Source organism: Haloferax massiliensis, assembly GCF_001368915.1.
Taxonomy (GTDB): Archaea; Halobacteriota; Halobacteria; order Halobacteriales; family Haloferacaceae; genus Haloferax; species Haloferax massiliensis.
In genome coordinates, this window is sequence record NZ_CSTE01000001.1 from 18,858 (window position 1) to 42,163 (window position 23,306).

The 23,306-nt window shown below is 68.2% G+C and carries 24 protein-coding genes; 6 read left to right on the forward strand and 18 right to left on the reverse strand.

Annotation, left to right across the window (positions count from 1 at the left end):
* Positions 1–9 precede the first annotated feature (9 nt).
* The gene (locus tag BN996_RS00115; protein WP_089776653.1) at positions 10–2,055 is read right to left on the reverse strand and encodes a hybrid sensor histidine kinase/response regulator; all 2,046 of its coding nucleotides are present in this window, start codon (positions 2,053–2,055) and stop codon (positions 10–12) included.
* Positions 2,056–2,162: 107 nt separating this feature from the next.
* On the opposite strand from BN996_RS00115, the gene BN996_RS00120 reads away from it, so the two are divergent.
* Positions 2,163–2,411 (forward strand): hypothetical protein, encoded by a 249-nt coding sequence (locus tag BN996_RS00120; RefSeq protein ID WP_089776654.1) that lies wholly within the window; start codon positions 2,163–2,165, stop codon positions 2,409–2,411.
* A 38-nt stretch (positions 2,412–2,449) separates the two neighbouring features.
* On the opposite strand, the gene BN996_RS00125 is transcribed toward BN996_RS00120, so the two are convergent.
* On the reverse strand, positions 2,450–3,208 hold the full coding sequence (locus tag BN996_RS00125) for an SIR2 family NAD-dependent protein deacylase (RefSeq protein WP_089776655.1): 759 nt from the start codon (positions 3,206–3,208) through the stop codon (positions 2,450–2,452).
* A 138-nt stretch (positions 3,209–3,346) separates the two neighbouring features.
* Between BN996_RS00125 and BN996_RS00130 the strand changes: the two genes are divergently transcribed.
* The gene (locus BN996_RS00130) at positions 3,347–4,366 is read left to right on the forward strand and encodes a phosphoribosylaminoimidazolesuccinocarboxamide synthase (protein ID WP_089776656.1); all 1,020 of its coding nucleotides are present in this window, start codon (positions 3,347–3,349) and stop codon (positions 4,364–4,366) included.
* Positions 4,367–4,408: 42 nt separating this feature from the next.
* On the opposite strand, the gene BN996_RS00135 is transcribed toward BN996_RS00130, so the two are convergent.
* The 3 genes from BN996_RS00135 to BN996_RS00145 all read right to left on the reverse strand — a co-directional run bounded on the left by BN996_RS00135 (position 4,409) and on the right by BN996_RS00145 (position 7,236).
* Positions 4,409–4,624, reverse strand: a complete 216-nt coding sequence (locus tag BN996_RS00135) for a hypothetical protein (protein ID WP_089776657.1) — start codon at positions 4,622–4,624, stop codon at positions 4,409–4,411.
* 61 nt (positions 4,625–4,685) lie between these two features.
* Positions 4,686–5,669 (reverse strand): formyltetrahydrofolate deformylase, encoded by a 984-nt coding sequence (locus BN996_RS00140; RefSeq protein WP_089776658.1) that lies wholly within the window; start codon positions 5,667–5,669, stop codon positions 4,686–4,688.
* 145 nt (positions 5,670–5,814) lie between these two features.
* Complete coding sequence (locus BN996_RS00145; RefSeq protein ID WP_089776659.1) at positions 5,815–7,236, reverse strand: GntP family permease; 1,422 nt, start codon at positions 7,234–7,236, stop codon at positions 5,815–5,817.
* Between the two features lie 278 nt (positions 7,237–7,514).
* On the opposite strand from BN996_RS00145, the gene purS reads away from it, so the two are divergent.
* Both purS and purQ read left to right on the forward strand, forming a co-directional pair.
* Positions 7,515–7,766, forward strand: a complete 252-nt coding sequence (gene purS / locus BN996_RS00150) for a phosphoribosylformylglycinamidine synthase subunit PurS (protein WP_004969187.1) — start codon at positions 7,515–7,517, stop codon at positions 7,764–7,766.
* 1 nt (position 7,767) lies between these two features.
* Positions 7,768–8,442, forward strand: coding sequence for a phosphoribosylformylglycinamidine synthase I (gene purQ / locus BN996_RS00155; protein ID WP_089776660.1), 675 nt, complete (start codon positions 7,768–7,770; stop codon positions 8,440–8,442).
* Positions 8,443–8,930: 488 nt separating this feature from the next.
* Here purQ and BN996_RS00160 read toward each other — a convergent pair whose 3' ends face one another.
* Together BN996_RS00160 and BN996_RS00165 are read right to left on the reverse strand one after the other, a co-directional pair.
* Positions 8,931–10,013, reverse strand: a complete 1,083-nt coding sequence (locus BN996_RS00160) for an archaeosine biosynthesis radical SAM protein RaSEA (protein ID WP_089776661.1) — start codon at positions 10,011–10,013, stop codon at positions 8,931–8,933.
* A 78-nt stretch (positions 10,014–10,091) separates the two neighbouring features.
* Positions 10,092–10,958, reverse strand: a complete 867-nt coding sequence (locus BN996_RS00165) for a DICT sensory domain-containing protein (RefSeq protein ID WP_089776662.1) — start codon at positions 10,956–10,958, stop codon at positions 10,092–10,094.
* Between the two features lie 115 nt (positions 10,959–11,073).
* Between BN996_RS00165 and BN996_RS00170 the strand changes: the two genes are divergently transcribed.
* A complete protein-coding gene (locus tag BN996_RS00170) occupies positions 11,074–12,153 on the forward strand; it encodes an Ig-like domain-containing protein (protein ID WP_089776663.1) in 1,080 nt (359 codons plus the stop codon).
* A gap of 126 nt (positions 12,154–12,279) precedes the next feature.
* The gene (locus tag BN996_RS00175) at positions 12,280–14,211 is read left to right on the forward strand and encodes an aldehyde ferredoxin oxidoreductase family protein (RefSeq protein WP_089776664.1); all 1,932 of its coding nucleotides are present in this window, start codon (positions 12,280–12,282) and stop codon (positions 14,209–14,211) included.
* A gap of 14 nt (positions 14,212–14,225) precedes the next feature.
* On the opposite strand, the gene BN996_RS00180 is transcribed toward BN996_RS00175, so the two are convergent.
* The 11 genes from BN996_RS00180 to BN996_RS20760 form a co-directional block, all read right to left on the reverse strand.
* Positions 14,226–14,852 (reverse strand): DUF7979 domain-containing protein, encoded by a 627-nt coding sequence (locus BN996_RS00180; RefSeq protein WP_089776665.1) that lies wholly within the window; start codon positions 14,850–14,852, stop codon positions 14,226–14,228.
* A 50-nt stretch (positions 14,853–14,902) separates the two neighbouring features.
* On the reverse strand, positions 14,903–15,586 hold the full coding sequence (locus tag BN996_RS00185) for a DUF7978 family protein (protein ID WP_089776666.1): 684 nt from the start codon (positions 15,584–15,586) through the stop codon (positions 14,903–14,905).
* A gap of 75 nt (positions 15,587–15,661) precedes the next feature.
* Entirely contained in the window at positions 15,662–16,000 is a 339-nt protein-coding gene (locus BN996_RS00190; protein ID WP_089776667.1) for an AzlD domain-containing protein, read from the reverse strand.
* On the reverse strand, positions 16,001–16,696 hold the full coding sequence (locus BN996_RS00195) for an AzlC family ABC transporter permease (protein ID WP_089776668.1): 696 nt from the start codon (positions 16,694–16,696) through the stop codon (positions 16,001–16,003).
* A 67-nt stretch (positions 16,697–16,763) separates the two neighbouring features.
* Positions 16,764–17,204 (reverse strand): DUF8048 family protein, encoded by a 441-nt coding sequence (locus BN996_RS00200; protein ID WP_089776669.1) that lies wholly within the window; start codon positions 17,202–17,204, stop codon positions 16,764–16,766.
* Positions 17,201–17,458: a MoaD-like domain-containing protein gene (locus BN996_RS00205; RefSeq protein ID WP_089776670.1), complete on the reverse strand. Its 258-nt coding sequence runs from the start codon at positions 17,456–17,458 to the stop codon at positions 17,201–17,203. Before BN996_RS00205 ends, BN996_RS00200 begins: the two co-directional genes overlap by 4 nt.
* A gap of 1 nt (position 17,459) precedes the next feature.
* Positions 17,460–17,738 carry a ubiquitin-like modifier protein SAMP3 gene (gene samp3 / locus BN996_RS00210; protein ID WP_089776671.1) on the reverse strand — a complete coding sequence of 93 codons (279 nt, stop codon included), beginning with the start codon at positions 17,736–17,738 and terminating at the stop codon, positions 17,460–17,462.
* Positions 17,739–18,007: 269 nt separating this feature from the next.
* The gene (locus BN996_RS00215) at positions 18,008–18,361 is read right to left on the reverse strand and encodes a DdfA family disk-determining factor (protein WP_320055247.1); all 354 of its coding nucleotides are present in this window, start codon (positions 18,359–18,361) and stop codon (positions 18,008–18,010) included.
* 302 nt (positions 18,362–18,663) lie between these two features.
* The gene (locus BN996_RS00220) at positions 18,664–20,625 is read right to left on the reverse strand and encodes an archaea-specific SMC-related protein (RefSeq protein ID WP_089776673.1); all 1,962 of its coding nucleotides are present in this window, start codon (positions 20,623–20,625) and stop codon (positions 18,664–18,666) included.
* Positions 20,626–20,660: 35 nt separating this feature from the next.
* Positions 20,661–21,305, reverse strand: coding sequence for a rod-determining factor RdfA (rdfA, locus tag BN996_RS00225; protein ID WP_089776674.1), 645 nt, complete (start codon positions 21,303–21,305; stop codon positions 20,661–20,663).
* Between the two features lie 191 nt (positions 21,306–21,496).
* Complete coding sequence (locus tag BN996_RS20760; RefSeq protein ID WP_394326161.1) at positions 21,497–22,438, reverse strand: DUF1616 domain-containing protein; 942 nt, start codon at positions 22,436–22,438, stop codon at positions 21,497–21,499.
* Positions 22,439–23,306 lie beyond the last annotated feature (868 nt).

Sequence of the window (23,306 nt, forward strand, 5' to 3'; positions counted from 1 at the left end):
ATTCGGCGCTCAGGGCTCGGATTCCACGCCGGTGAACCCGAAGCGAGCGCCGCCCGCGTCGCTCTCTCCGACCGAGACCGTCCAGCCGTGCGCGTCGGCGACGTTCGAGACGATTGTGAGTCCGAAGCCGATTCCGGCGGTGCCGGTCGAAAAGCCGGTGTCGAAGATGCGCGAGCGGAGTTCGGGCGGGACGCCCGCACCGTCGTCTTCGACGTAGAAGCCGTCGTCGAGCGCGCCGACGGTGACGGTGAGGCGGGTCTCGGCGTCGTCGCCGCCGTCGGTAGAGTCGGACCCCGGTCGCTCCGGGGAGCCGTGTTCCACGGGGTCACCAGACGCAGTCTGGTTGCCCGTCGAACCGTGTTCGACTGCGTTCCGCATCAGGTTCTCGAACAGTTGGTGGAGCCGACCCGCGTCGGCGACGACGGTCCGGTCGGTCGCCACGACGAGCGCCGCGTCCCCGGTCTCGACGTGCTCCCAGCACCGCGCTGCGGTCTCCGCGAGGGGCACCGGCGTCGTGGCGAACGCGTCGGTGCCCTGCCGCGCGAGGACGAGCAGTTCCTCCGTCAGCGCGCTCATCCGGTCGTGCGCCCGCGCCACCGCCGCGAGGTGGTCGTTGTCGACTTCCTCGCGGGCGATGTCGAGGTGGCCCGTGGCGACCGAAAGCGGGTTTCGGAGGTCGTGGGAGACGGCGCTCGTGAACTCGTCGAGCCGGCGGTTCTGGGCCTCCATTTCGCGTTCGACGTCCCGTCGCGCCGTGATGTCCGTGTACACCGCGTATATCGTGTCTTCGCCGACCGGGACCGACCGGAGGAGGAAGTCCCGCTCGCCGTTTGCGGTCCGCCTTCGAACCTCCGTCTGGACGAAGTCGCCGGCGCGGACCATCTCGGTGAGCTTCGCGGCCTCGTCGAGACGGTCGTCCGGCGCGACCACGTCGTCGATGGCGCGGCCGACGACCTCGGATTCGTCGTAGCCGAACGTCGCCTCGAACGCCGGGTTGACCGCGCGGATGACGGACTCGCCGTCGACGAACTCCGAGTCGATGATGCAGTCGGCGCTGTTCTCGAACAGGGCGGCGTACTGGTCGCGTTCGATACGGAGCCGGCGCTCGAAGCTGAGCCGCTGGAGCGCCGCGTTCGTGTGGGCGACGAGCAGTTCCGCGAGTTCGAGGTCGATTTCGTCGAACGCGCCGGTCTGTTCCGACACCGCCTGAAACACGCCGAACGAGCCGATGGCGACGCTGAGCCCGGAGCGGTAGTCGCCGAACTCGGGGCGGCCGAACGCGTGGAGCTCCATGTCGACCGCGCGGTGGGACTCGCCGGTGCGGAACGTCTCGCCCATCGCGCCCGCGTCCTTCGGGACCGGGCGGAGTTCGCGGGCGGTCGGCGTCGACGACTGCGCCCGCGGGACGAACCGGTCCGCCTCGGCCTCGAAGGCGAAACAGATGTCGAGGTTCAGGATGCGCTCTGCGGCCTCGACGGTCTCCTCGTAGATGTCGTCGGCGTCGGCGGCCGACGCGAGTCGCATGGCGACGCCGTGGAGCGACGTTATCTTGCGCTCGGTGCGCTGAATCCGGCGTTCGAGCCGGGAGACGATGTCGCGTTCGGTGCGCTGGGCCTGCGAACTGCGGTAGCGGGCGACCGACGCCCGGACGCGGTCGGCGAGGCGGTCGTACGAGATGGATTCGATGTCGTCGGAGAAGCGATGGACGGCGGGGTCGGCGACGAGCGGACCGGCGGGCGAGGCGGCCGCCGCGTCGTCGTCGTCCGACCGACCGGGGCCGAGGAGGACGACGGGGAGTTCGGGATGGCGGTCGCGGACCAGCGCGACGAGGTCGACGGCGGTGTGTCGGCCGAACTGGCCGGGAATCAGGAGGCAGTCGACCGTCCGGTCGTCGACGCGGCCGAGCGCGGTTCCGAGGTCGAATTCGACGGTGACGGACACGTCGTGGCGGTCGAGCGCGGCCGCGACGGCGTCCGCCCGGGTTCGGTCGGGAGCGACGAAGAGAACGGACGGTGCCGTCCTCGCCGGCGCTCCCGGCGAGGCAAACCGAGTCATGCACCGACATGACGGGGAGGGAGCATCAATTGATTGGTGGGCGCGACCGACGTTCGTGACAGTCGGCCACCACCTATTTGCCGCGTGAGCCGTGAGCTAGTGGCCCGATGTCCGACGACACCGAAGCGGACGTGACGGACCGCGAACCGAGCGTCGAAGACGACGACGGCCACGGCGTCACGGTCGACGGCGGCGGCGACGCCGGCGCGTCGTCGCCCGAGGAGTCCGAGGAAGTCGACGCCGAGCGTCCGGACGAGGGGGAGGAACCGGACGCCGAAGACGAGATGCGCGAGGAGGAGGCGGCCGAGACGGAGAACGTCGACAACCACCGCGACGACGAACCGTTCTACTCCTGACGGGGCGGTCGCGCGGTCACGAAGTCACGCGGTCGCGGTCAGATTCGTTTTTCGACCTCGGGGAGGAACGCCGCGAGGTCCCCGCGGACGACGCGGTCGGCGCGGTCGTCGTACTGCGTCGCGTCGAAGTTGACGACGACGAGCGAGCCGGCCTCGGCGGCGCGGCCGGCGAGACCCGCCGCCGGGTGGACCGTCAGCGACGACCCGAGCGACAGGAACACGTCGGCGTCGCCGGCGAGGCGGTTCGCCTCGCTGTAGGCGACCCGCGGGAGGTGTTCGCCGAACAGGACGACGCCGGGCTTGAGCAGGCCGCCGCAGTCCTCGCACCGCGGCGGCGCGTCGCCGGCGCGGACCGTCTCGAACGCGGGTTCGGCGTCGGTTCGCGCGCCGCAGTCCTCGCAGACGACCTCGGCGGCGTTGCCGTGGAGTTCGACGACGCGGTCCGAACCGGCCTCGCGGTGGAGACCGTCGGTGTTCTGCGTCACGACCGCGTCGAGGACGCCCCGCGATTCGAGGGCCGAAATCGCCTCGTGGCCGGGGTTCGGCTCGACGCCGTCGGGGAACATGCGCTCCTGTAAGCGGACGCGGTCGCGCCAGAACCCCGCGGGGTCGTCGACGAAGCGGTCGCGGTGGAACGACGCCGGGTCGAACTCGGTCTCCCAGATGCCGTCGTCGCCGCGGAAGTCGGGGATGCCCGAGGCCGTGCTCATCCCCGCGCCGGTGAAGGCGACGGCCGTGTCGGCCTCGCGGAGTCGGCGGGCGACCCACGCGGCGTCTGATTCGAGGGCAGCGTCCATAGCCCGACGGACGGGCCAGCCGCGAAAAAGCGATACGATTCGCTCGGTGCGCGCGTTTGTGCATACATTCCTCTCGTCATCGGTCGAGATACGCACGGAAGTGGAAGCTTCTTAGTGGGATGAGTCCAGAGGACGACCATGACCAGCGTGAAGGACTTCCGCGTCGAGGAGGAGCCGACGGCGACCGACCTCGGGCGGGGCCGCTTCGTCTTCTCGGACCGCTACTCGGTGTTCGACTGGGGCGAGATGCCCGACCACGTCCCGAACAAGGGCGCGAGCCTCTGTCTCATGGGCGCGTACAACTTCGAACTGCTCGACGTGAACCACGTCCCGACCCACTACCTCGGCGTCGTCGAAGACGGCGAGGTCAAGGAACTCGGCGAGTGCGAGTCGCCGCCGACGGAGATGGCCATCGAACTCACGCAGGTGCCCGACCTCCCCCACGAGGACGGCGCGTACGACTACGACGCCTACCACGAGGCCGCCGGCGACAACTACCTCATCCCGCTGGAAATCGTCTTCCGCAACACCGTCCCCGTGGGGTCGAGCCTCCGGCGGCGCGGCGAGCCCTCGGAGTACGGCCTCGACGCCGACGAGTGGCCCGACGAGGCCGTCTCCCTCCCCGAGCCGGTCGTGGAGTTCTCCACGAAGTACGAAGAACAGGACCGGTATCTCTCCCGCGAGGAGGCCGACGACATCGCCGGGAAGGTCGACCTCGACCGCCTCGAAGAGCTGGCGCTCGCCGTGAACCACGTGCTGACCGAGCGCGCCGACAAAGCCGGATTCGACCACGAGGACGGCAAAATCGAGTGTCTCTACCACGACGGCACCGTCAAGGTCGGCGACGTGGTCGGCACGTTCGACGAAAACCGGTTTTCCTACGGCGGCCAGCAGGTCTCGAAGGAGGTCGTCCGGCAGTACTACAAGCGCGTCCAGCCCGAGTGGGTCGCGGCCGTGAAGGACGCGAAGGCCGAGGCCATCGAGACGGGCGAGCCGAACTGGCGCGAGAACTGCGCGGTCGAACCCGACCACCTGCCCGCCGACATCGTCGAGGCGCTGTCGGACCTCTACTGCGCCGGCACCAACGCCTACGTCGACCACGACTGGTTCGACGCGCCGGCCATCGAGGACGCCGTGGCTCGCGTCCGGGACCTGTAGTCGACCGCCGAGCGAGCACGCCGTTTTTCGTCTGTTCCATTCTCACGACGCGTCGTCACCGACGAGGGACCGCCAACCTCGGCGGAGGAGTTGGACGACGCCGAGCGCGAAAAACACCGTCGCGCCGGTCACGACGCCCGGTTCGACGCCGGGAAGGAGCGGGATGAAACCGAGTTGGTGCGCGATGAGGAGGACTGTCGCCACGAGCCACAGCGCGTAACAGCCGAGCGCGACGCGATGGCGGAGGGAGACGGGCACGGCTCCGAGTCGTGGCGGCGGCAAAATAGGTCTGATGGGGGTCGCCCCACTCAGCGTCGCCTCAGTCCTCGGACGGGTCGGGCGCGAGCGCCTCGCGCTCGCCGAGGGCGTCGATGATGCCATCGACCGGGCGGTCGGGATTCGACGCCTGCGCTTCGCGGGTGAGGCCGAGCTGGTAGCGCTCGGGGTCGGCGCTCTCGCGGAGGCTGGTGCGCCCGCGGTGGACCGAGACGTCGTTGTTGAGGTGGAGCTTCACGGCTTCGAGGAGCGCGTCGGCCTCCAGCGGCTGACCGCGCTCTTTTATCTCGTCGATGGTGGCGTCGTCCGGCACGTCGAAGGCGCGCTGGGCGATGATGGGCCCCTGGTCGAGGTCGGTCGTCACGTAGTGGGCGGTGACGCCGGCGATGCGGACGCCCTCCTCTTTCGCCTGCCGGTAGGCGGCCGCGCCGGGGAACGCCGGGAGCAGCGACGGGTGGATGTTGATGATGCGGTCCTCGTAGCGGAAGACGACGTTCGGGCCGAGGATGCGCATATAGCGCGCGAGGACGATGAGGTCCACGTCGTACTGTTCGAGGAGGTCGAGCAGGCGCTGTTCGTTGGCGGTGCCCTTCTGGTCGCCGATGTCGTGGAAGGGAACGTCGTAGTGGCTCGCCAGCGGTTCGAGCGTGTCGTGGTTGCCGATGACGACCGAGATATCAGCGCCGAGGTCGTCGTTGGCCCACGCCTCGAACAGCGCTTCGAGGCAGTGGGACTCCTTCGTGACGAGGACGGCGATTTCGCGGGTCTCGCGGTCCGAGGGGAACCGGACCTGCACGTCGACGCCGAGGTCGTCGCCGAGGTCGGACAGCGCCTCGCGGAGTTCGTCGCGCGAGCAGGTCATCTCCGCGGTGTCGGCGTGGAGGGTCATCCGGAAGATTCCCTCGCGGACCGCCTGGTCTAAGTCCTCGACGTTGATTCCGCGCTCGAACAGCAGGGTGGTCACGTTCGCGATGAGTCCGGTCTTGTCTCCTCCGATGACCGTGATTTCGGTGAGTTCGCGAGTCATACCGTCACCTCCAGCTGTTCGAAGCTGAACATACCCGTCCTGCGTCGGCGAACGGTAAACCGCTGTCGTTCTCCGCAAGCGAATCTCTCGGGAACGACCGTGAATCACCCGCACAAAGGAAAAGCCGATGTGACGGTAAGACCGCCTACGCCAGCGGCAGCACCGACGAGACGACGAGAACGACGACGAGACCGGTCACGGAGATAATCGTCGTCAGCGCGGTCCACGTCTTCAGCGTCTCAGCCTGCGTGAGGCCGCCGATTTCCTTGACGAGCCAGAAGCCCGAGTCGTTGTACCACGAACAGATGTTGCCGCCCGCGCCGATGACCATCACCAGATACGCGGTGTTGACCGGAAGCTGGCCGGTGAGCGGGGCCATGATGCCGGCGGCCGTGAGCATCGCCGCGGTCGCGGAGCCCTGCGCGATGCGGACGATGGCGGCGATGAGCCACGCGGTCACGAGAAGCGGGATGCCGAAGCCTTCGAGCCCGTTGGCGAGGTACGAGCCGATTCCGGAGGCCGCGAGGAGCGCACCGAACGCGCCGCCCATGGCGGTGATTGCCGCGATGTTACCGCCGCTTTTGAGCGCCTCGGTGAGTTCGTCTTCCCAGTCGGACCGCGAGAGGTCGGACCAGCGGTAGTACGTGTAGGCCGCGGCGAGCGCGGCGACCGTGAGCGCGACGTTCTTGTCGCCGATGAACGCGACGAACGGACGGTTGTCGACGACGAACGCGACGAACGGCCGGAGCGGTTCGGCCACCGTCACGCCTTCGAGGGCGTTGACGACGGTGAGCGAGCCGACGAGCGCGACGGCGATGACGATGGGCGCGGTGGCTTCGAGGAAGCTCGGCAGGGACGACACGTCGCGCTGGGCGCGCTCCTTCAGTTCGTCCGTGGTCGTTCCCATCGCGTCGCGGAGGGGAATGTCGATGTGACGGTTTATCCAGCGGCCGTAGACGAGACCGCCCATGGTGGCCGACGGGACGGCGACGGTGACGCCGATGAGCATCGTGGTGCCGATGTCGGCTCCGACCTCGCTGGCGACCGCGAGCGGGCCGGGCGTCGGCGGGACGAACACGTGGGCCGTCGCCGCGCCGGCCCCGACGACGACGAGGTAGAGCGCGTAGTTGTCTCCCATCCGAGCCCGCATCGACCGCGCGAGGGGAGCCATGAGGTAGAACACGCTGTCGAAGAACACGGGGATGGCGAGCACGGTACTGCTCCCCCACAGCGCGATGTCGCTGTTTTCTCTCCCGACGAGCGACTGGAAGGAGCGGACGATGCGCTGGGCGGAGCCGCTTTCGAGCATCGACTTCCCGATGATGGCGGCCATCAGGATGGGAATCCCGATGCCGGCCATCCCGTTGCCGAACGCCGTCGCCGTTCTCGTCGCCGCGTCGGCGAGCGCGAAGTCGGGGACGAACGCCGCGTTGACGAGTCCGACCGCGAACGCGGCTATCGCCAACCCGACGAACGCGGGGAGGTCTAACACGACCAGTAGCAACACGACCAACGCGAGCCCGATTACGAACGTCAAGAGCGGACTCTGTGCGAACTCGATTGCCATACGTGAAACACCGTATCACCGTGCCGTAAAATTATTATCATATATTACGTATGTAATTGTTATTTTAAACTGCTGGAAAATAATTAATATGGATTCTGTCAAATCATCCGAATTGGAGACGCGGGGTCGGGTGCAGAGTTCACGGGCAGACCGCGCGGAATCCGCGAGCTAACGCGGTTTCCGGGAGCGTCGTCACCGGTTCGGCGACGATACGCACATCTGTGTATATCAAACACGACCCAAAACCGTTTTTGCACATGACCGCGCATCGCCACCTGATGACCACTTACACCGCGACGGTGACGGTGCGCCTCAAGCGCGGCGTGCTCGACCCGGAGGCGGAGACGACGAAGCGCGCGCTGGAACGACTCGGGTTCGAGCTCGACGCGCTACGCTTCACCGAACGCTACGAGGTGGACCTCGACGCGGCCGACGCCGACGAGGCCGAGGCCCGCGCCGACGAGATGGCAGAACGCTTGCTGGCGAACCCGACCATCCACGACTACGAGGTCGCGGTCGCCGAGGCCTGAGATGATCGCAGTCGTGCAGTTCGGCGGCTCGAACTGCGACCGCGACGCCGTGCGCGCGCTGTCGGACCTCGGCTTCGAGGCCGAGCGCGTCTGGCACGAAGACCCCCTGCCCGAGGCGACGACGGGAATCGTGCTCCCCGGCGGCTTCTCGTACGGCGACTACCTGCGCGGCGGCGCGATGGCCGCCCGCTCGCCCATCATGGAGTCGGTCCGCGAGGCGGCCGACGACGGCGTCCCCGTCCTCGGCGTCTGCAACGGCGCGCAGATCGGCTGTGAGTCCGGGCTCACCCCCGGCGCGTTCACGACGAACGCGAGCGCCCGCTTCCAGTGCGAACACGTCTACCTCCGCGTCGAGAACGCCGACACGCGCTGGACCGCGGCGTACGAGGAAGGCGAGGTCATCGAACTCCCCATCGCCCACGGCGAGGGTCGCTTCGAACTCGACGCCGAGCGCTACGAGGCGCTCGAAGCCGACGACCGGATTCTGTTCCGCTACTGCGACGAGGACGGCAACGTCACCGACGAGGCGAACCCCAACGGCTCGCTCGGGAACGTCGCGGGCGTCCTCGGCGACAGCGAGTCTGTCGCGGTGCTGATGCCGCACCCCGAGCGGGCGTCGCTCCCGCAACTCGGCAACACCGACGGTCGGGGCGTGCTGGCTGGCTTCGAGGGGTAGGTGTATAAAAAAGACCGTCCGCCGCGGTGGCGGGCGGCACGGGGCCGGTTGGCGAGCGAAGCGGCGTACACGATGAGCGATGTTGGAGTGTCGAGGTTTCCGGCCCGCGTACCGCGTGCTATGGGGCGAGAGCGCAGGGAGCGTCCGTGGCGATCCACGCCTCGGTGTTCTCCTCTTCGCGTATCTCGAACCACCCATCCGCGTAGTAGACGGTCTTGTACGTGTGTTTCGTCATGATGGCGGGCGGTTCGGATGGACACGTCCGAACCACCGAATATGACAACGACTCACACCCTCTTTGATACGAATATCCTATTCGACGGTTAGGGGTCAGTTACTCTGAGACGTCACACCCTAACGCGGCCGAATCGGAGGAAACTCGGGGAGATACTGGACGAACAGTCACCGGTTCGGGACGGGACGGCCCCGTTCGCGGCGGGCGTCGGGCCGCGCGGAGAGATGCGATTCGGGGGCTCAGCGCGCGGCGCTCACTTGACGAGCGGCATGTTGTAGCTCGTCTCGTTGTCGAGGACGAACTCCCACGTCGCCTCGCAGTCGCAGGACACCTGCTCGAAGACGCTCGGGTCCTGTCGGAGGTTGAAGTCCTTGACCGCCTTGAACACGAGTTCGTCGCAGTCGCCGCAGTTGTGTGCGCCGCGTTCCTGTCCGCCGCCGACGGGGTCGGAGACGACGATGGCGTCCACGTCGGCCGTCTCGCGGAGCGCGTCGGCGACCGACCAGAGCCACGGCGGGCGATAACCGCCGTTGAAGAACAGCTCGTCGACCATCGTGTAGCGCTGGACGTTCGTCGGGTTCATCGAGACGGTGTGGCAGTTGTCGACCGCCGCACACCGGCGGATGGAGGACTTCATGTCGTCGAGCGCCTCGGGCTCCGAGAGGAACGGCGGCTTCATCAGGAGGTACGCCTTGACGCCGCCGCCGGCCGCGGCGGCCTCCTCGCAGGCGTCCTCGAAGTCCGCGAAGTCGAAGTACTTGTTCACGCAGTCGTGGCGAACGCGGTCGGTGGCGGTTTCGAGGCCGACCGCCACGTCGGTTTCGAGGCCGCGGTCGGTGAAGTCGGCGAGCTTCTCGCGCGTGACGAAGTCCGGGAGCGACTCGACGACCACGCGGTCGCGGTCGGCGAACGTCTCGGCGATGGCGTCGCGGGTCTCGGCGGGCACCTCGCGCTCGTCGAGGAACGAGCCGGAGGTGTAAATCTTGATGAGACCGGCTTTCTCGCCGTCGTCCATCTCCTCGGCCTCGTGGTCGAGACAGACCTGAATCTGGTCCATCAGCGCCTCGTGGGCGACGGTGCCACCCTCGACGGACTCGGCGACGTAGCCGCACATCGTACAGCCGCCGGCGCGCGCCCACCGACAGCCGCCGGTGTTGAGGATAATCGTCAGCGAGTCGTAGACGCCGTCGGGCGTGTTGTCCTCGTCAATCCACACCCGGGTCGGCTCGTGGGGGTCGTAGGTCTTCTGCTTCCGCGAACGGATGTCGCGCATCACCTTGTTGTGCGCGTCCATCCCGCGTCCCCGTTCGTAGACCTCGGGGCTCGGCTTACTCATTGGATACCCGTATCGGACGGGTGCGTAAAGCGGCTTCGTCTGGGGTCGGCGGGCGGCGGTCGTCGGCCTGTCCCGCCGTCACATGTTCCGCGAGATGTAGCGGTCGACGTCGGCGACGAGCGACGGCCGGAACGTCCAGTAGCCCTCCCACCGCCTCGGTTCGGTCTCCAGCGCGAGGAGGGCGACGGGCTGACCCGGAGCCGCGCCGTCGACGCACCCATCGCCCGGTCGCCCCCCGTCGGTCGCACCAGTCGCCTCGCTCTCGTCCGCGGTCGACTCGTCCGACTCGACCGAGTCGCCGTCCGGCGGCGTGTAGACGACGAACCACGAGTCGTAGAAGTCGTCGGAGTAACCGCCGTGCGTCAGCAGTTCGGAGTTCGACGGCGGCGTCCAGTCCGGAATCCCGTAGACGTGCGTCTGCACGTCTGTCGCGGCGACCTTCCGGTAGACCGCTCGCGTTCCGCGCTCGTCTTCGATGCGCGAGAGGCGCTGGAACGACGACCGGAGTCGCCCCCGCCCGGCGCGCCACGCGTGCCGCTCGATGTACCGCGAAATCGCCACGAGAAGGAGTTTCTCCTTGTCAGATTCGGGGTAGCCCCGGAGCGAGAACGGCACGTCGTCGAGTCGGGTGAGCACCGACGGGAGTTCGAACTCGGCGAGGTTCGCCTGTCCCGTCTTGTAGAGGTCGGAGTTCACGAGGAGGATAGAGTTCATCACCTCCTCCAGCGGCGAGGTCGCGACCACCTCGCGGCCCTCGGGCGTCCGCTCGGAGAGCACGACCACGTCGTCGCCGCGGGCGTCGTCGGACAGCTCGTCGACGTCGACCGGCTGGTCGGAGAACGTGGTTTCGAGCATTCGCTGGACTGGGTCGGGAGCCGAGCGATTGACCACGGAAAGCGACCGGCTCGCGGCGTCAATCGCGTCGAGGTAGCTGTCGAGACCCATCTAGTCGTGAGAACGACTGACCGCCGACGAGATAGCTGTTTTGGAGGCCGGAGCCGCGACGGGTTCGGCGGCCGCGGCGACAGGCGTTCATATGCGTCGCGACCGTAGACGAGGTATGGAGCGCCGCACGCTCCTCTCGCTTCTCGCGGGCGGCGTCGCCGGACTCGCCGGGTGCGGGACGCCGGACGGAGAGACGGAGACGCCGACGCCAGAGGAGGGGACCGACGCGCCGACCGCGACGCCGACGACCGAAGCGCGCGTAGAGCGGTCGCTGACGCTCTGGAACCCGACGCCGGACCCCGTGTTCACGACCGTCGTCGGCGTCCGCGGCGACCGCGACGTGTTCTTCGAGAACCGCGACCTGCTGCCCGGCGAGCGCGCCGCGCTGTCGGTCGCGGTCCCGACCGGAGAGACGGCGGTGCTCGTCGAGACGGACTCCGGCCTGCGGGCGCGCTCGACGTGGATCGTCGACCCGGCGTTCGAGGGGCTGGTGGTCGTCCTCGGACGGGACGCCGCGGCGTTTTGGCGGACCGTCTCGTGCGACGCGCGGGGGGAGTGTTCGCTCGCGGCGTCGCCCCCCGACGGCGGGCCGAGAATCGACCTCCCGCTCGTCGGCGATGGCTCAGCACGGTGGTACGCGCCCGCGGGCGTCGTCGTCGAAAACCCCGGCCCAGAGACGACCGCGCGCCTCCGCATCGACCTCGGTGACACGGCGCTGGTCGACCGCGCGTACCGCGTCCCCACGGGAGCGCGGCTGTCGGTGCCGGTGACGTACCGAAGCGGGAGCTACCGCGTGGTCGTCGAGACCGACGACCGGCGCGTCGAGGCGGCGTGGCCGGTGCCCGACCAGCCGACGAAGTACGTCGACGTGTCGAACGGGACGGCCGGGTGCGGACCGGCGAACACGACGCTCACGGTCGCCAACCGCGACGGCGAACCCCACCGGCTCGCGCTCCGGGTCGACCCCGCGGACGGCGGCGAGCCGTTCGACCGCACGCTCGCGCTCGACCCCGGCGAGGTCCGCGAACTCGTCCCCGTGACGACCTCCGGGGGCCACGCCGTCTCGGCGAGCCTCGAAACCGGCGCGGCGGCCTCGGGAACGTGGTGGTCCTGTCCGCCGCGCGGCCCCGCGAGCGTCGTCGTCGACGCCACCGGAACCCTCGCGCTGCGGGCTGCCGGCCCGCAACCGGGATGAGTCGCACGGATTGCCGCAATCCCGTGACGGTCCGGCGTCGGTTCGCGCCGGCGTAACCACTAGCGGTTACACTGAGGTGGGAATCACTAACCCGACAGCGACCGTATATAACTAACGAGGATTACAATGACTGAACTCGGTGGTTATCACGACAGGGTCGCTCGGGTGGACCTGTCGTCAGGCGACATCGCGTACGAGGGAATCGACGACGAGGACGCAAAGAAGTACATCGGGGCCCGCGGCCTCGGCGTGAAGTACGTCTTCGACCAGGGACCGGACGTGGACCCGCTGGGACCGGACAACCTCCTCGCGTTCATGACCGGCCCGCTCACCGGCACGCAGACCGTGATGAGCGGCCGAATCGCGGTCGTGACGAAATCCCCGCTCACGGGGACTGTCACCGACTCGCACCACGGCGGCTGGAGCGGCGCGCGCCTCAAGTGGTCCGGCTTCGACGGCCTGCTGTTCGAAGGCAAGGCCGACCACCCGGTCTACGCGGTCATCGAAGACGGCGAACTGACGCTTCACGACGCCGAACACGTCTGGGGCAAGGGCGTCCACGAGACCATCGAGACGCTCGAAGGCGAGGTCGACGGCAGCCTCGGCAAGAACCTCTCGATAATGGCCATCGGCCCCGGCGGCGAAAACGAGGTCAGATACGGCTGTATCATCAACGAGGACGACCGCGCGTCCGGCCGCGGCGGCACGGGTGCGGTCATGGGCTCGAAGAACCTCAAGGCGGTCGTCGTGAAGTCCGGCACGCGGATGCCGAAGCCCGCCGACGCCGACACGTTCAAGCAGGGCTACCAGCAGGCGATGCAGCTCATCCGCGAGTCCGAGGTCACCGCGCCCAACGAGGGCGGCCTGTCGCTGTACGGGACGAACGTGCTGATGAACGCGGGCGAGGAACTCGACGGCCTCCCGACGAAAAACGGGAAGTACACCTCGACCGCGGCGATGCGAGACGCCGAGGGCGCGGACATCGACTCCGAGCGCGTCTCCGGCGAGAACGTCCGCGAGAACATCCTCGTCGACGAGCCGACGTGTCACTCCTGTCCCGTCGCCTGTAAGAAGGAAGTCGAGGTGTCGGTGATGCACAAAGGCGAGGAGCTGAACGTCCGCGGCGAGTCCTACGAGTACGAGTCCGCCTACGCGCTGGGCCCGAACTCCGGACACACCGAGCGCGACGAAATCGCCGTCATGATCGACCGCTGTAACGACATGGGCGTCGACACCATCGAGATGGGGAACATAATGGCGATGGCCATGGAGATGTCCGAACAGGGCAAGCTCGACGACCTGAGCGAACAGCTCGACTGGGGCGACACCGAGCGCATGATCGACCTCATCACCGAGGTCGCCAACCGCGACGGCGACCTCGCCGACGCCCTCGCGGAGGGCGCAAACGGCCTCGCCGAGCGCTTCGACGCCCACGACAACTCGCTGGCCGTCAAGGGCCAGACCATCGCGGCGTACGACCCGCGCTGCATGAAGGGCATGGGCATCGGCTACGCCACCTCCAACCGCGGCGCGTGTCACCTCCGCGGCTACACGCCGTCCGCCGAGATTCTCGGCATCCCGGAGAAACACGACCCCCACGAGTGGCGCGGGAAGGGCGAACTCGTGGCGCTGTTCCAGGACATGCACGCCATCTCGGACTCGTTCGACATCTGCAAGTTCAACGCGTTCGCGGAGGGCATCGAGGAGTACGTCCTGCAGTACAACGGCATGACCGGCCGCGACGTGACCGAGGAGGAACTGCTCGAAACCGGCGACCGCATCTACACGTTAGAGCGGTACTACAACAACCTCGCCGGCTTCGACGGCGCCGACGACTCGCTGCCGGGACGCTTCGTCGAGGGCGACGAGGCGATGCCCGGACAGGGCGCGTCCGAGGGCCAGCTGTGCGAACTCGACGAGATGAAAGAGGAGTACTACGCTCGCCGCCAGTGGGTCGACGGCGTCGTCCCCGACGAGCGTCTCGCCGAGCTCGAAATCGACATCGGCCCCGGCACGGGCGTCTCCCGCGGCGACTCGCCCGCGCCCGCCGACGACTGAGCTGACCGCCCGAATCACGCCTTTTTCGACCGATTGCGAACCGCAGTAGCGACGACTCCCCCGACGAGCGCCGCGGCGGCGACGACGCCGAGACCGACGAACGTCGTCGGCGAGCCGACCGGGAAGTCGAAGACCGGCCCAACGAGATGGAACGCGGCACCGACGACCGCCGCGCCGGTGGCGAGCCGAACCGAACCCTCCTCGCGGTACGCCCGCGTCCCGACGCGTCCGAGCGCGAGGCCGTAGGCGACGAACGGGAGTTCGTACAGCCAGTAAATCACCGGGAAGCCGCCGGCGGCGAAGGTGTAGAGCCGGTAGTAGTCGCCCTCGTAGACGACGGCGTACAGCCCCTGTCCGGGCGCCGTGTAGTCACTGTAGAAAAAGCGGTCCGGCCAGTCCTCGTCGCCGTAGACGACGTGGGAGCCGTCGGGCGACTCGACGGCCTGCCGAACCGCGTCCTGTGCGTCGGCGTCGAGTTCGTCGTATCGGAGCACGGGCGTCTCGTCTCGGACCTGCGACGCGTCGATTTCCGACGCGGAGAACGACACCTGCTCCGACCAGTCGGCCATCGTCACCGGCGCGCCGACGAGCGAGAGGGCGACGAGGAGCGCGAAGGCCGAGACGACGAGTCGCCGGGACATAGAGGCCCTGAGTGAGCAAAGCGGTGAATGTCTTCTGGGGTCGACGCCGGCTACCAGAACTGGCGAAGCGAGGCCGCCGCCCCACCGAGTCCGCCGAAGACGACGCCGTACACCAGCCCGGAGAACGCCCCCCAAAGCGGGAGGCCGACCGAGTCGCCGTCGAGGTCGGTCGGGTGAAAGCCGGTCGAACCGACGCGGACGAACCCCTCCGCGTTCGGTGGCGCGTCGCCGAGGCCGACGCGGGCGACGAGCGCGGCGACGGCGACTGCGGCGGCGAAGCCGAAGGCGACAGACGACCCGGTGGCGAACCCCTCGGCGGGGCGTCGGGACCACGCCGTAAGGCGCGCCGTGACGACGCCGGCGAGAAAGAGGCAGGCGGGCGGGAGCGCGCCCAGCCAGTACCACGGGTCGGCGGGGCCGTCGAGTCCATCGACGAGGTTTCGGAGGACGACCGCGCGACCGGAGCCGGTCGTCTCGACGAGTCGAACGGGCAGGCCCATCGCGCCGCCGAACGTCCAGACGGGGACGAACACGGACGGGACGGGTTTTCCGGCGGTCATCTCGGTCGCGGCGTCGAGCGTGGAAAACGAGCCGTCGGTGGCGAGGGCGACCCAGCCGGCGACCGCGAGCGTGCCGACGACGAACGCGGCGACGCCGGCGGCGAACCCGGTCGGGAGAAGGGCGCGACCCTCGTCGCTGGGGAGCGAGTAGCGGCGCGGGGACGGGGAGGGCATACGTGTGGTCGTGGTCGCCCGCGAGACGAGTATCTTGGGGGGCGACGGGTCAAGACGAGCGGGGGGCGACGGCGCTCAGACGACGAACCGGAGAATCCAGAGCGCGCCCATGCCGACGAGGATGGTGGCGAGCACGCGTTCGGTGTACCACGCGGCGAGCGCGGCCAACGCGCCGGCGAGGAGTTTCTCGTTGCCGACGGAGACCGCGAGGTCGCCGGACGGGGCGAGGAGCGCGGGGAAGACGAGCGCCGCGAACACCGCCGCGGGGACGTACTCCAGCGCCGATTCGACCGTCGGCGGCACGTCGTCGATGCGGCCGAACAGGTAGATGAACGAGCCGCGGATGGCGAACGTGAGGACGCCCGCGAGGGCGATGACGAGCCAGACGGTCGCCGAGTCGTAGCCGGTCGGCATTCAGGCGTCGCCTCCGCGCGATTCGACCGCGAGGCCGGCGAGGACGCCGACGACGGCCGCGACGATGATGTCGAGGTGGAACGGGACGCCCGCGACGACGACGCCGGTGGCGACGAGGCCGCCGACCAGACACGACGCGCCGGACGCGCGGTCCTTCAGCGTGGGGACGAGCAGGGCGAGAAAGACCAGCGGTGCGGCGAAGTCGAACCCCCACTCCGGCGGGAGTCCGGAGCCGAGGAGCGCGCCGGCGACGGTCGTCACCTGCCAGACGAGCCACAGCGACGCGCCCGCGCCGAAATAGTACGCGAAGCGGTCGGTCTCGCCGTCGCGGCCGTAGCGGGCGATGGACACCGCGTACGCCTGGTCGGTCAGGAGGTACGACGCGAGCGCCTTCGACCGGGCGGTCAGGTCGCGGAAGTACGGCGCGATGGAGGCCGAGTACATCATCGTCCGGAGGTTGATGACGACCGCCGTTCCGACGACGATGGCCAGCGGCGCGTCCGCGCCGAGGAGTTCTATCATGGCGAGTTGCGACGCGCCCGCGAAGACGAGGCTGGAGAAGCCGAGGGCGTGCGCGACCGACAACCCCTGTTCGACGGCCGCGACGCCGGCGACGAGGCCGAACGGCGCGATGCCGAGTTGGAGCGGCCCCGCGGCCCGAACGCCGTCGAGGAGGTCGGAAGAAACGGTTGGCATCTGTCGGTAGCAGGTCGTCGTCCCCGAAATAGGCGTCTATCGTCGGGCGGATTGCCGGCTTTTCCGCCTACCGACTGACGACGGCGACCTCGCGGATTTCGAGCGCCGTCTCGAACTCGTCGCGGCGGTCGGCGTCCGCGCCGACGCGCCGGAGGTGCTCGGCGTGTGCCCGGCGGACGGCGTCGACCTCGCGGTGCGAGAAGTCGAGGTCGAGTCCCTTCGTGTCCCAGTGGCCGAGCGGGACGAGGTACACCGCCGTCTCGTCGTCCTCGTGGACGCATTCGAACTCCTGTGCGTACTCGCCGGCACGCCCGTCGAGATACGCCTGCGCCCGGTCGAGCAACAGCGGGAGATTGCTGGCTGGGACGCTCGCCTTCGCGGCCGCGAGCATGATGGCCGTGCCGTCGAGGGCACCGCCGCGGGGCGCGCCGTCGTCGCCGTCCGGCGCGAGGCGTTCGCTGAGTCGTTCGCGCCCCGGTTGCCGCTCACCGTCTGCTCCCACGGTCATCCCCCCGCGCGCATCGCTTTCTGCGCGAACCGCTCGACGAGGTCGTCGAGCGTCTCCTCGTCGCCCTCGAACGAGAGCTGTACCTCGGTGAGTTGGATACTGCTCGTTATCGTGACCTCCTCGGTCTCGATATCGACGGCCCAGTCGGGACCGACCACGCGGCCGTCGCCGTCGGCTTCGCCCCCGAGTCCTTCGAGGTACTGAATCGCGAGTCGGGTGGAGATGCCGCGAAACGCCCGCTGTCGGCGCGCCACGTCAGCCCCCCGCGACCGGCGGGAAGACGCTCACGGCGTCCCCGTCGTCGAGCGTCGTGGCCATCCCGTCGAGGTGAACCACCTCGCGCCCGTTTTTCAGCACGTTCACGTGCGGTTTGACCTCGCCGTCTTCGATGAGTCGCCCGGCGAGGCCGTCGTACTCCGCTTCCAGCGACCGGAGGACGTCGCCGACCGTCGCGTCGTCGTCGACCCGCCACGAGATGGACTTCTGGCCGACCACCTCCCGAAACGTCGCAAAGAAGCGCAATTCGAGTTCCATACCCCTTTTCGGCGTCCCCGAGACAAAAAGGTACGTCGCGGAGGCGCGAGGAAATCCAAGCATCGTCACCGGAGACAGAAATGCATATAAATCACAATTATGGTGTCGGGACGTTCTCAACCAACTAAGTCGTTCGGGCCGAGAAACGTTTCGGAAAAACGCACTTCTCAAACGGCTTTGATACCGATTCGGGGTGAATCGAGGCGAGATGGTCGGTCCGTTCGGCGACGGTCGGCCCGTCCCGAGTTGGTGCCGAGCGGGCCGCCCGATTACCGTCCCGCGTCGCGGACTTCGATGCGGCCGACGGACTCGACGGTGACGACGAGGTCGGCGTAGTCGAATTCGAGCGACGCGCCCGATACGCGCGGCGCACCGGGCGTGTCGCAGCCGAACAGGGCGTCGAGGGCGTCGGTGTCTACGTGCTCTGTGAGCGGCGGTAACTCCGCGTCGCGGCGGGTGTGTTCGTTCACGGCCGCGACGACCGCCTCAGAGACGGGCTCGGTACGCTCGCAGTCGTACCAAACCCGTGTCGGTTCGAACTCGTCTCGGAGCTGCGTGTCAGATTTGATGATAGCTTCGTCCCCCCAGTATCGTCTGTTCGATATGTCTCCTCTATCTGTTATATTTCTTGCGTACTATCGGTATGTGCCCGCGATGGTGATAAAATAGCACAATACTAAAATTCGGGAGACGGTACTGAACGGTTCGAGCGGGGCGAATCACCGAGGCGGTCGAGCCGAGGGAGCGGTCGAAACGGTCACGGGACACGTCGCCGCGAGTCTATCGCGCCCGCTGTCTGTGTCACGCCGCTCCTGTCGCAGGATGGGGTTCGACGGGAACCGAGCGAGACGCAGTCGGACGGGAGCAAAACGAAGCGGAGACGCGGAACGCGGCGCGGACTGCCCGCGGTCACGGTCCGGTGGGGTCAGGCGGTCGGCGTCACGTCGGTGCCCCACGTGACGCGACGGTACGACGCGTCGAGGGCCTGGGCGTCCTCCGGGAGGAGCGCCGCGACGAGGAACGTCGAGTACTGCTCGAAGTGGTCGACCAGCGCGGCGATGCGCTCGGCGTCGATGGCCTCGACCGAGTCGAGGAGCATGAACGGGACGGTCTCGTACACCTCGTGGACGAGGTAGCCCGCGAGGGCGAACACGAGGCCGACGACCTCGCGCTCGCTCTCGCTGAGGTGGTCGATGGAGTCCTCGTACACCGCGCCGGAGTCCGACGCGCGGACGATGTGGAGTTCGAACTGGGTCTTGTCGACCTTGCGACGGCCCTCGCGGACCCGGCGTTCGACCCGCTCCAGCCAGACGCGCTCGATGTTGTCGTAGCCGAGGAGACCGAGCACCGTCTCCATCTCCTCGTTGAACGACTCGACCGCCGCGGTCGTGAGCGAGCGGATTCGGGTCCGCGCGGTTTCGAGTTCCTCGTCCACCTGCGCGCGTTCGGTTTCGAGTTCCTCGCGCTCGTCGAACCGGGCGTCGAGCGCGTCGAGGTCGTCGTGAACGGACGCGAGTTCGTCGCGCTTCCGGTCGAGCGCGAACTCGACCTCGTTGAGCTCCTTGTGGAGTTCGATGAGGTTCCCCTCGGCCTGTCCGCGGAGGTCCGACGCGTCGGCTTCGAGCGCTTCGACCCGCTCGGCGAGCTCCTCGCGCCGCTCGGTCAGCGACTCGATCTGCCCGGTCCGGCGGTCGAGTTCGTCTTCGAGTCGCCGGAGCTTGTCGCGGAGGTTCCGGCGGTCGCGCTCGGCCCGTTCGGCGGCCCGCATCGACCGTTCGAGTTCGTCGAGTTCGCGGCGGAGTTCGGCGCGCTCCTCGCGTTTTTCGTCTCTGACCTCGCGGAGGCGGTCGGTCGTCCCCCGAATCTGGTCGCGGTCGACCTCGGTGCCGCAGGTCCAGCAGGTGGTGGTCTCCGACGAGACGAGCCGGTCGGTCACCGAGCCGTCGCCGCCGACCCGGCCGAGCGAGTCCTCGACGAGGTCGGCCTTCCCGTCGAGCACGTCCTCCGTGTACTGGACGACGGTCTGGAGCTCCGAAATCGTCGAGTTGAGCGACTCGATGCGCGACCGAATCGACTCGATGCGGTCGCTCGCCTCGCCGGGGTCGACCGCCTCGGCGTCGAACGAATCGAGCTCCGTCTGTAGCTCGCCGCGCTCCTCGCGGAGCGATTCGACGCTCTCGCGCTCGCTTTGCAGGCGGAAGCGGACGGTTTCGAGGTCCGACCGCGCCGACTGGAGATCGGACAGCACCTCGTCCAACGCCGCCTGATTCTCGCGCTGGGTCTCGACCGTCCGGTCTTCGGCCTCGATTTCGGCTTCGAGGTCGTCGCGCTCGGCTTCGAACTCCTCGATTTCGGCTTCGAGGTCGTCGCGTTTCGATTCGAGCGACCGCCGGTCGGCTTCGAGCGAGTCGAGCGAGTCGAGTCGCGTTTCGACCTGCGAGCGCCGCGACCGGAGACGCTCGATTTCGGCCTCGATGGCCTCGGTGTCGACCGGGGCCATGATGACGTCGTGGAGGTCGCGCTCGGCGACGACCGCCCGACGCGCCTCGTTCGAGCCGAGGAGGAACGCAAAGCGGTCCGCCGTCGTCGTGTCTCGCAGGTACGGCGTCCCGTCGGTCGAGACCGTACCGTTCTCGCGCGAGAGGATGCGGGTGTACGTCCGGCCGTCGAGTTCGAGTTCGACCGTCCCCTCGTCGGCGTCGCCCTTGAGACTGACCGCGTCGCTCCCGCACGCTCCCATGAGCGCGCGAAGGAAGGACGTTCGGTTCGTCGCGTTGCGGCCGGTGAGAACGGTGACGCCGGGGTCGAGTCTGACGGTCCGCTCGTCGATACCGCCGATGTTTCGTATGCGGACAGTCGCTGCCTGAAGTGCCTCTGAATCGTTCATGTGTCGGATGTTGGTGTGTTGGAGAGCCCGAACCGCTACTCGTCTCCGTCGTGGTCGCAGTCGCAGTGCCCGGATGAGAGGAGCGCCGTCGGGGTCATTCGCGTGTCGCAGTCGGTACAGGTGACTCTGATGTCGACTTCGACCTCGTACGCGCCGATGAAGACCTCCTCGGCCTTCACTAGGCGGTCGATAACGTCGATAGTCACGGTGCGAAGTCGGGACCGGAGCTTTCGAACCGTCGCGAGTCCCGACTCGGTCGCATCCGTCTCGTCGTCGGTGTCGTCGCGTTCGACGTTTCGGTGTCGCTTGAGGTAGTTGTACACCGACTGGTAGGAGATGATGTCGGCCTCTAACTGCTCGACATCGACGCCGCGCTCGCGGAGCGTGTTCCGCGCGTCGGTGCGGCTCCCCGCGGTCACGTCGTCGCTCGTCAGGAGTCGGTAGAAGTTCTCCGCCTCCCCTTCGAGGACGTGCGCGCCGGCCTCGTCGAGCGCGGCCCGGACGAGTCGCTCGTTCACGTCGCCTTCCAGTTCGCGGAGGCTCCGTTGTGGTCGCCCCTCGCCGAGCCACGCGTCGACGAGGTCGTCGCCGAGGCCGTCGAGCCCGTACCGGTCCGCGATGCGTTCTATCTTCGGACCTCGGCCGCCGCGGCGGGATACCGTCCTTCCAGAGTCTCGCATTGTGGCCTCGCTGGCAAAAGCTTGGGGTGCAACACCCTAAACGTTACTTATGGATTATCAGAGATGATAAAACTAGAACACAAGCGATTTACACGAGCTACGCTCCGGTTCTCACGGATTTCGGAGAGATACAGAGAAACGTCAGCGGGCTGGGAAACCGCGCGCCGCCCGACCGCGGTCGAGTTCGGCCGTCAGTTCTCGCGAACTGTCACCCAGAGGTGGACCTCCCGGTAGGCGTTGTCGACCGTCGGCGACGCCGGCGGCGCGCCCTCGTAGAGGAGGTACGTCAGTCGCAGGCGCTCGCCCGTCATCGTCGGGCGAACCTCGTGTGGCTCGTGCCACGTCTCGTTGCGTTCGAGCCGGGGAGTGAACGTCCGGAGCCGCTCGGACTCCACGACGGTCGTCGAGTTGTTCGACACCTCGACGCGCTGGAGCATCGCGACGACGGTGTAGTTCATCGCCCGATGTTCCCGATTGCCGACGCCGAGGACGAGCGACGCGGACTCGCCGCGGACGAGTTCCTCCGGGTAGCTGTCGGCGGTGAGTTCGCTGTCACCGTCTTGGGTCAGGAGGTACAGCTCGGTGAACGACTCGCCGTTTTTCGGCACCGCCACCGCGTAGCCGACGCTGGCGGACGCGAGGACCACGCTCACCACGAGGACGACGTTCAGCATCGCGTCCGTCCGCGACGCCGGCTCGAACAGTTCGTCGCGCGCGGCGGCGACCCAGCGCTCGTACGGGACCACGAGCCGCTCGTCCTCGGGGAGCGCCGACCGCCGGGCCGCCGCGAACGCCGTGGCGACGAGCGCGAAGCCGCACACGACGACGAGGATGGGAACGAGTCGAATCCCCCACGGCGTGAAGTTGAGGACGAGACCGAAAAGCGGGACGACCGCGATGCTCGTCCCGAACGACAGCGCCACCCGCTCGATGCCGTCGATACCGTCAATCCGCTCGTGGCCCTCATCGGCGTCTATCGGCGGGCCGCGCTCGGGGAACAGCGCCGCGATGAGCGCGTAGCCGGGGGCGAAAAGCAAGAACGCGAGGCCGACGGTCGACTGGCCGCTCGCGTCCGTCGCCGCCGCGGTCGCCGGCGACCCGGCGAACGTCGCGGAAAGCGGGTAGTCGGTCACCGGCGACCCGTTCACGCGAATCGTCGCGCGGGCCGAGACGGCGTCGGCGTAGCCGTAGGGCGACGCGGACGGCTCCGAGAGGTCCGCGGTCGCGTTCACCTGCGAGACGGCGACGGGGACGGCCCGCTCCGTCGCCTGATACATCGACGTGTCGTTCGGGAGGTACCGGACCACGAGCGACGAGGTACCGGCCGGAATTCGCGTCGGCCGGTAGGTCAGTTCGAACGAGCCGTCGGCGTCGACCGCGGCTCGAACCGTCTGCCCGCCGACCGCGAAGCGGGCGGTCGTCGCCTGTACCGGCGTGCCGTTATCTGCGACGAGCGACCCCGAGAGGACGAGCGGGTCGACAAAGGAGATGTCCCGGTCGTAGTCGTCGACGCCGAGACGGGTGGCGACGAACTCGCGGGAGACGATCTCCTCGCGCCGTTCGGAGACGTTCGCCTGCACCGCCTCGATTTGGGCGCTGCTGTCGGTCAGGTCGCTGTCGGTTCGGTTCGAAATCGCGTCGAACGCCGCCAACAGTCGGTCGGACTGCGTTTCGCCGTCCTCGGCGAGGCGCGTCAGTTCGCGGGCGAGTTCGCGGGCGCGCTCGTCGTCTCCCGCCTGCCTCGCCGCCTCGTACTCGCGGCGCGTCTCGCGGAACTCGCTGACGGTGTCGACGTACTCCCGTTGGGTCTCCCCGACGGTGCGGTACTCCTCGCCCGCGCCGTCGCCGCCGGCCTCGCCCTCAACGTCGACGTACTTGGCCAGCGAGTCGTCGTAGTCGTCGCCGAGCGCCGCCCTCGCGGCCTCGTACTCGCCTCGGCTGAGTCGCAGGCTGCTCGCGCTGATGTCGCCGTTGAGCTCGCCCGAGAGGTACGAAAGCAGG

Excerpts from the sequence above, each read along its gene's own strand:
- BN996_RS00220 (WP_089776673.1), bottom strand. The coding sequence starts at position 20,625 with ATGAACGATTCAGAGGCACTTCAGGCAGCGACTGTCCGCATACGAAAC.
- BN996_RS00115 (WP_089776653.1), bottom strand. The coding sequence starts at position 2,055 with ATGACTCGGTTTGCCTCGCCGGGAGCGCCGGCGAGGACGGCACCGTCC.
- purS (WP_004969187.1), top strand. The coding sequence starts at position 7,515 with ATGACCACTTACACCGCGACGGTGACGGTGCGCCTCAAGCGCGGCGTG.
- BN996_RS00160 (WP_089776661.1), bottom strand. The coding sequence starts at position 10,013 with ATGAGTAAGCCGAGCCCCGAGGTCTACGAACGGGGACGCGGGATGGAC.
- BN996_RS00140 (WP_089776658.1), bottom strand. The coding sequence starts at position 5,669 with ATGACTCGCGAACTCACCGAAATCACGGTCATCGGAGGAGACAAGACC.
- BN996_RS00145 (WP_089776659.1), bottom strand. The coding sequence starts at position 7,236 with ATGGCAATCGAGTTCGCACAGAGTCCGCTCTTGACGTTCGTAATCGGG.
- BN996_RS00180 (WP_089776665.1), bottom strand. The coding sequence starts at position 14,852 with ATGTCCCGGCGACTCGTCGTCTCGGCCTTCGCGCTCCTCGTCGCCCTC.
- BN996_RS00195 (WP_089776668.1), bottom strand. The coding sequence starts at position 16,696 with ATGCCAACCGTTTCTTCCGACCTCCTCGACGGCGTTCGGGCCGCGGGG.
- purQ (WP_089776660.1), top strand. The coding sequence starts at position 7,768 with ATGATCGCAGTCGTGCAGTTCGGCGGCTCGAACTGCGACCGCGACGCC.
- BN996_RS00200 (WP_089776669.1), bottom strand. The coding sequence starts at position 17,204 with ATGACCGTGGGAGCAGACGGTGAGCGGCAACCGGGGCGCGAACGACTC.
- BN996_RS00165 (WP_089776662.1), bottom strand. The coding sequence starts at position 10,958 with ATGGGTCTCGACAGCTACCTCGACGCGATTGACGCCGCGAGCCGGTCG.
- samp3 (WP_089776671.1), bottom strand. The coding sequence starts at position 17,738 with ATGGAACTCGAATTGCGCTTCTTTGCGACGTTTCGGGAGGTGGTCGGC.
- BN996_RS00190 (WP_089776667.1), bottom strand. The coding sequence starts at position 16,000 with ATGCCGACCGGCTACGACTCGGCGACCGTCTGGCTCGTCATCGCCCTC.
- BN996_RS00120 (WP_089776654.1), top strand. The coding sequence starts at position 2,163 with ATGTCCGACGACACCGAAGCGGACGTGACGGACCGCGAACCGAGCGTC.
- BN996_RS00130 (WP_089776656.1), top strand. The coding sequence starts at position 3,347 with ATGACCAGCGTGAAGGACTTCCGCGTCGAGGAGGAGCCGACGGCGACC.
- BN996_RS00185 (WP_089776666.1), bottom strand. The coding sequence starts at position 15,586 with ATGCCCTCCCCGTCCCCGCGCCGCTACTCGCTCCCCAGCGACGAGGGT.
- BN996_RS00125 (WP_089776655.1), bottom strand. The coding sequence starts at position 3,208 with ATGGACGCTGCCCTCGAATCAGACGCCGCGTGGGTCGCCCGCCGACTC.
- BN996_RS00175 (WP_089776664.1), top strand. The coding sequence starts at position 12,280 with ATGACTGAACTCGGTGGTTATCACGACAGGGTCGCTCGGGTGGACCTG.
- rdfA (WP_089776674.1), bottom strand. The coding sequence starts at position 21,305 with ATGCGAGACTCTGGAAGGACGGTATCCCGCCGCGGCGGCCGAGGTCCG.
- BN996_RS00170 (WP_089776663.1), top strand. The coding sequence starts at position 11,074 with ATGGAGCGCCGCACGCTCCTCTCGCTTCTCGCGGGCGGCGTCGCCGGA.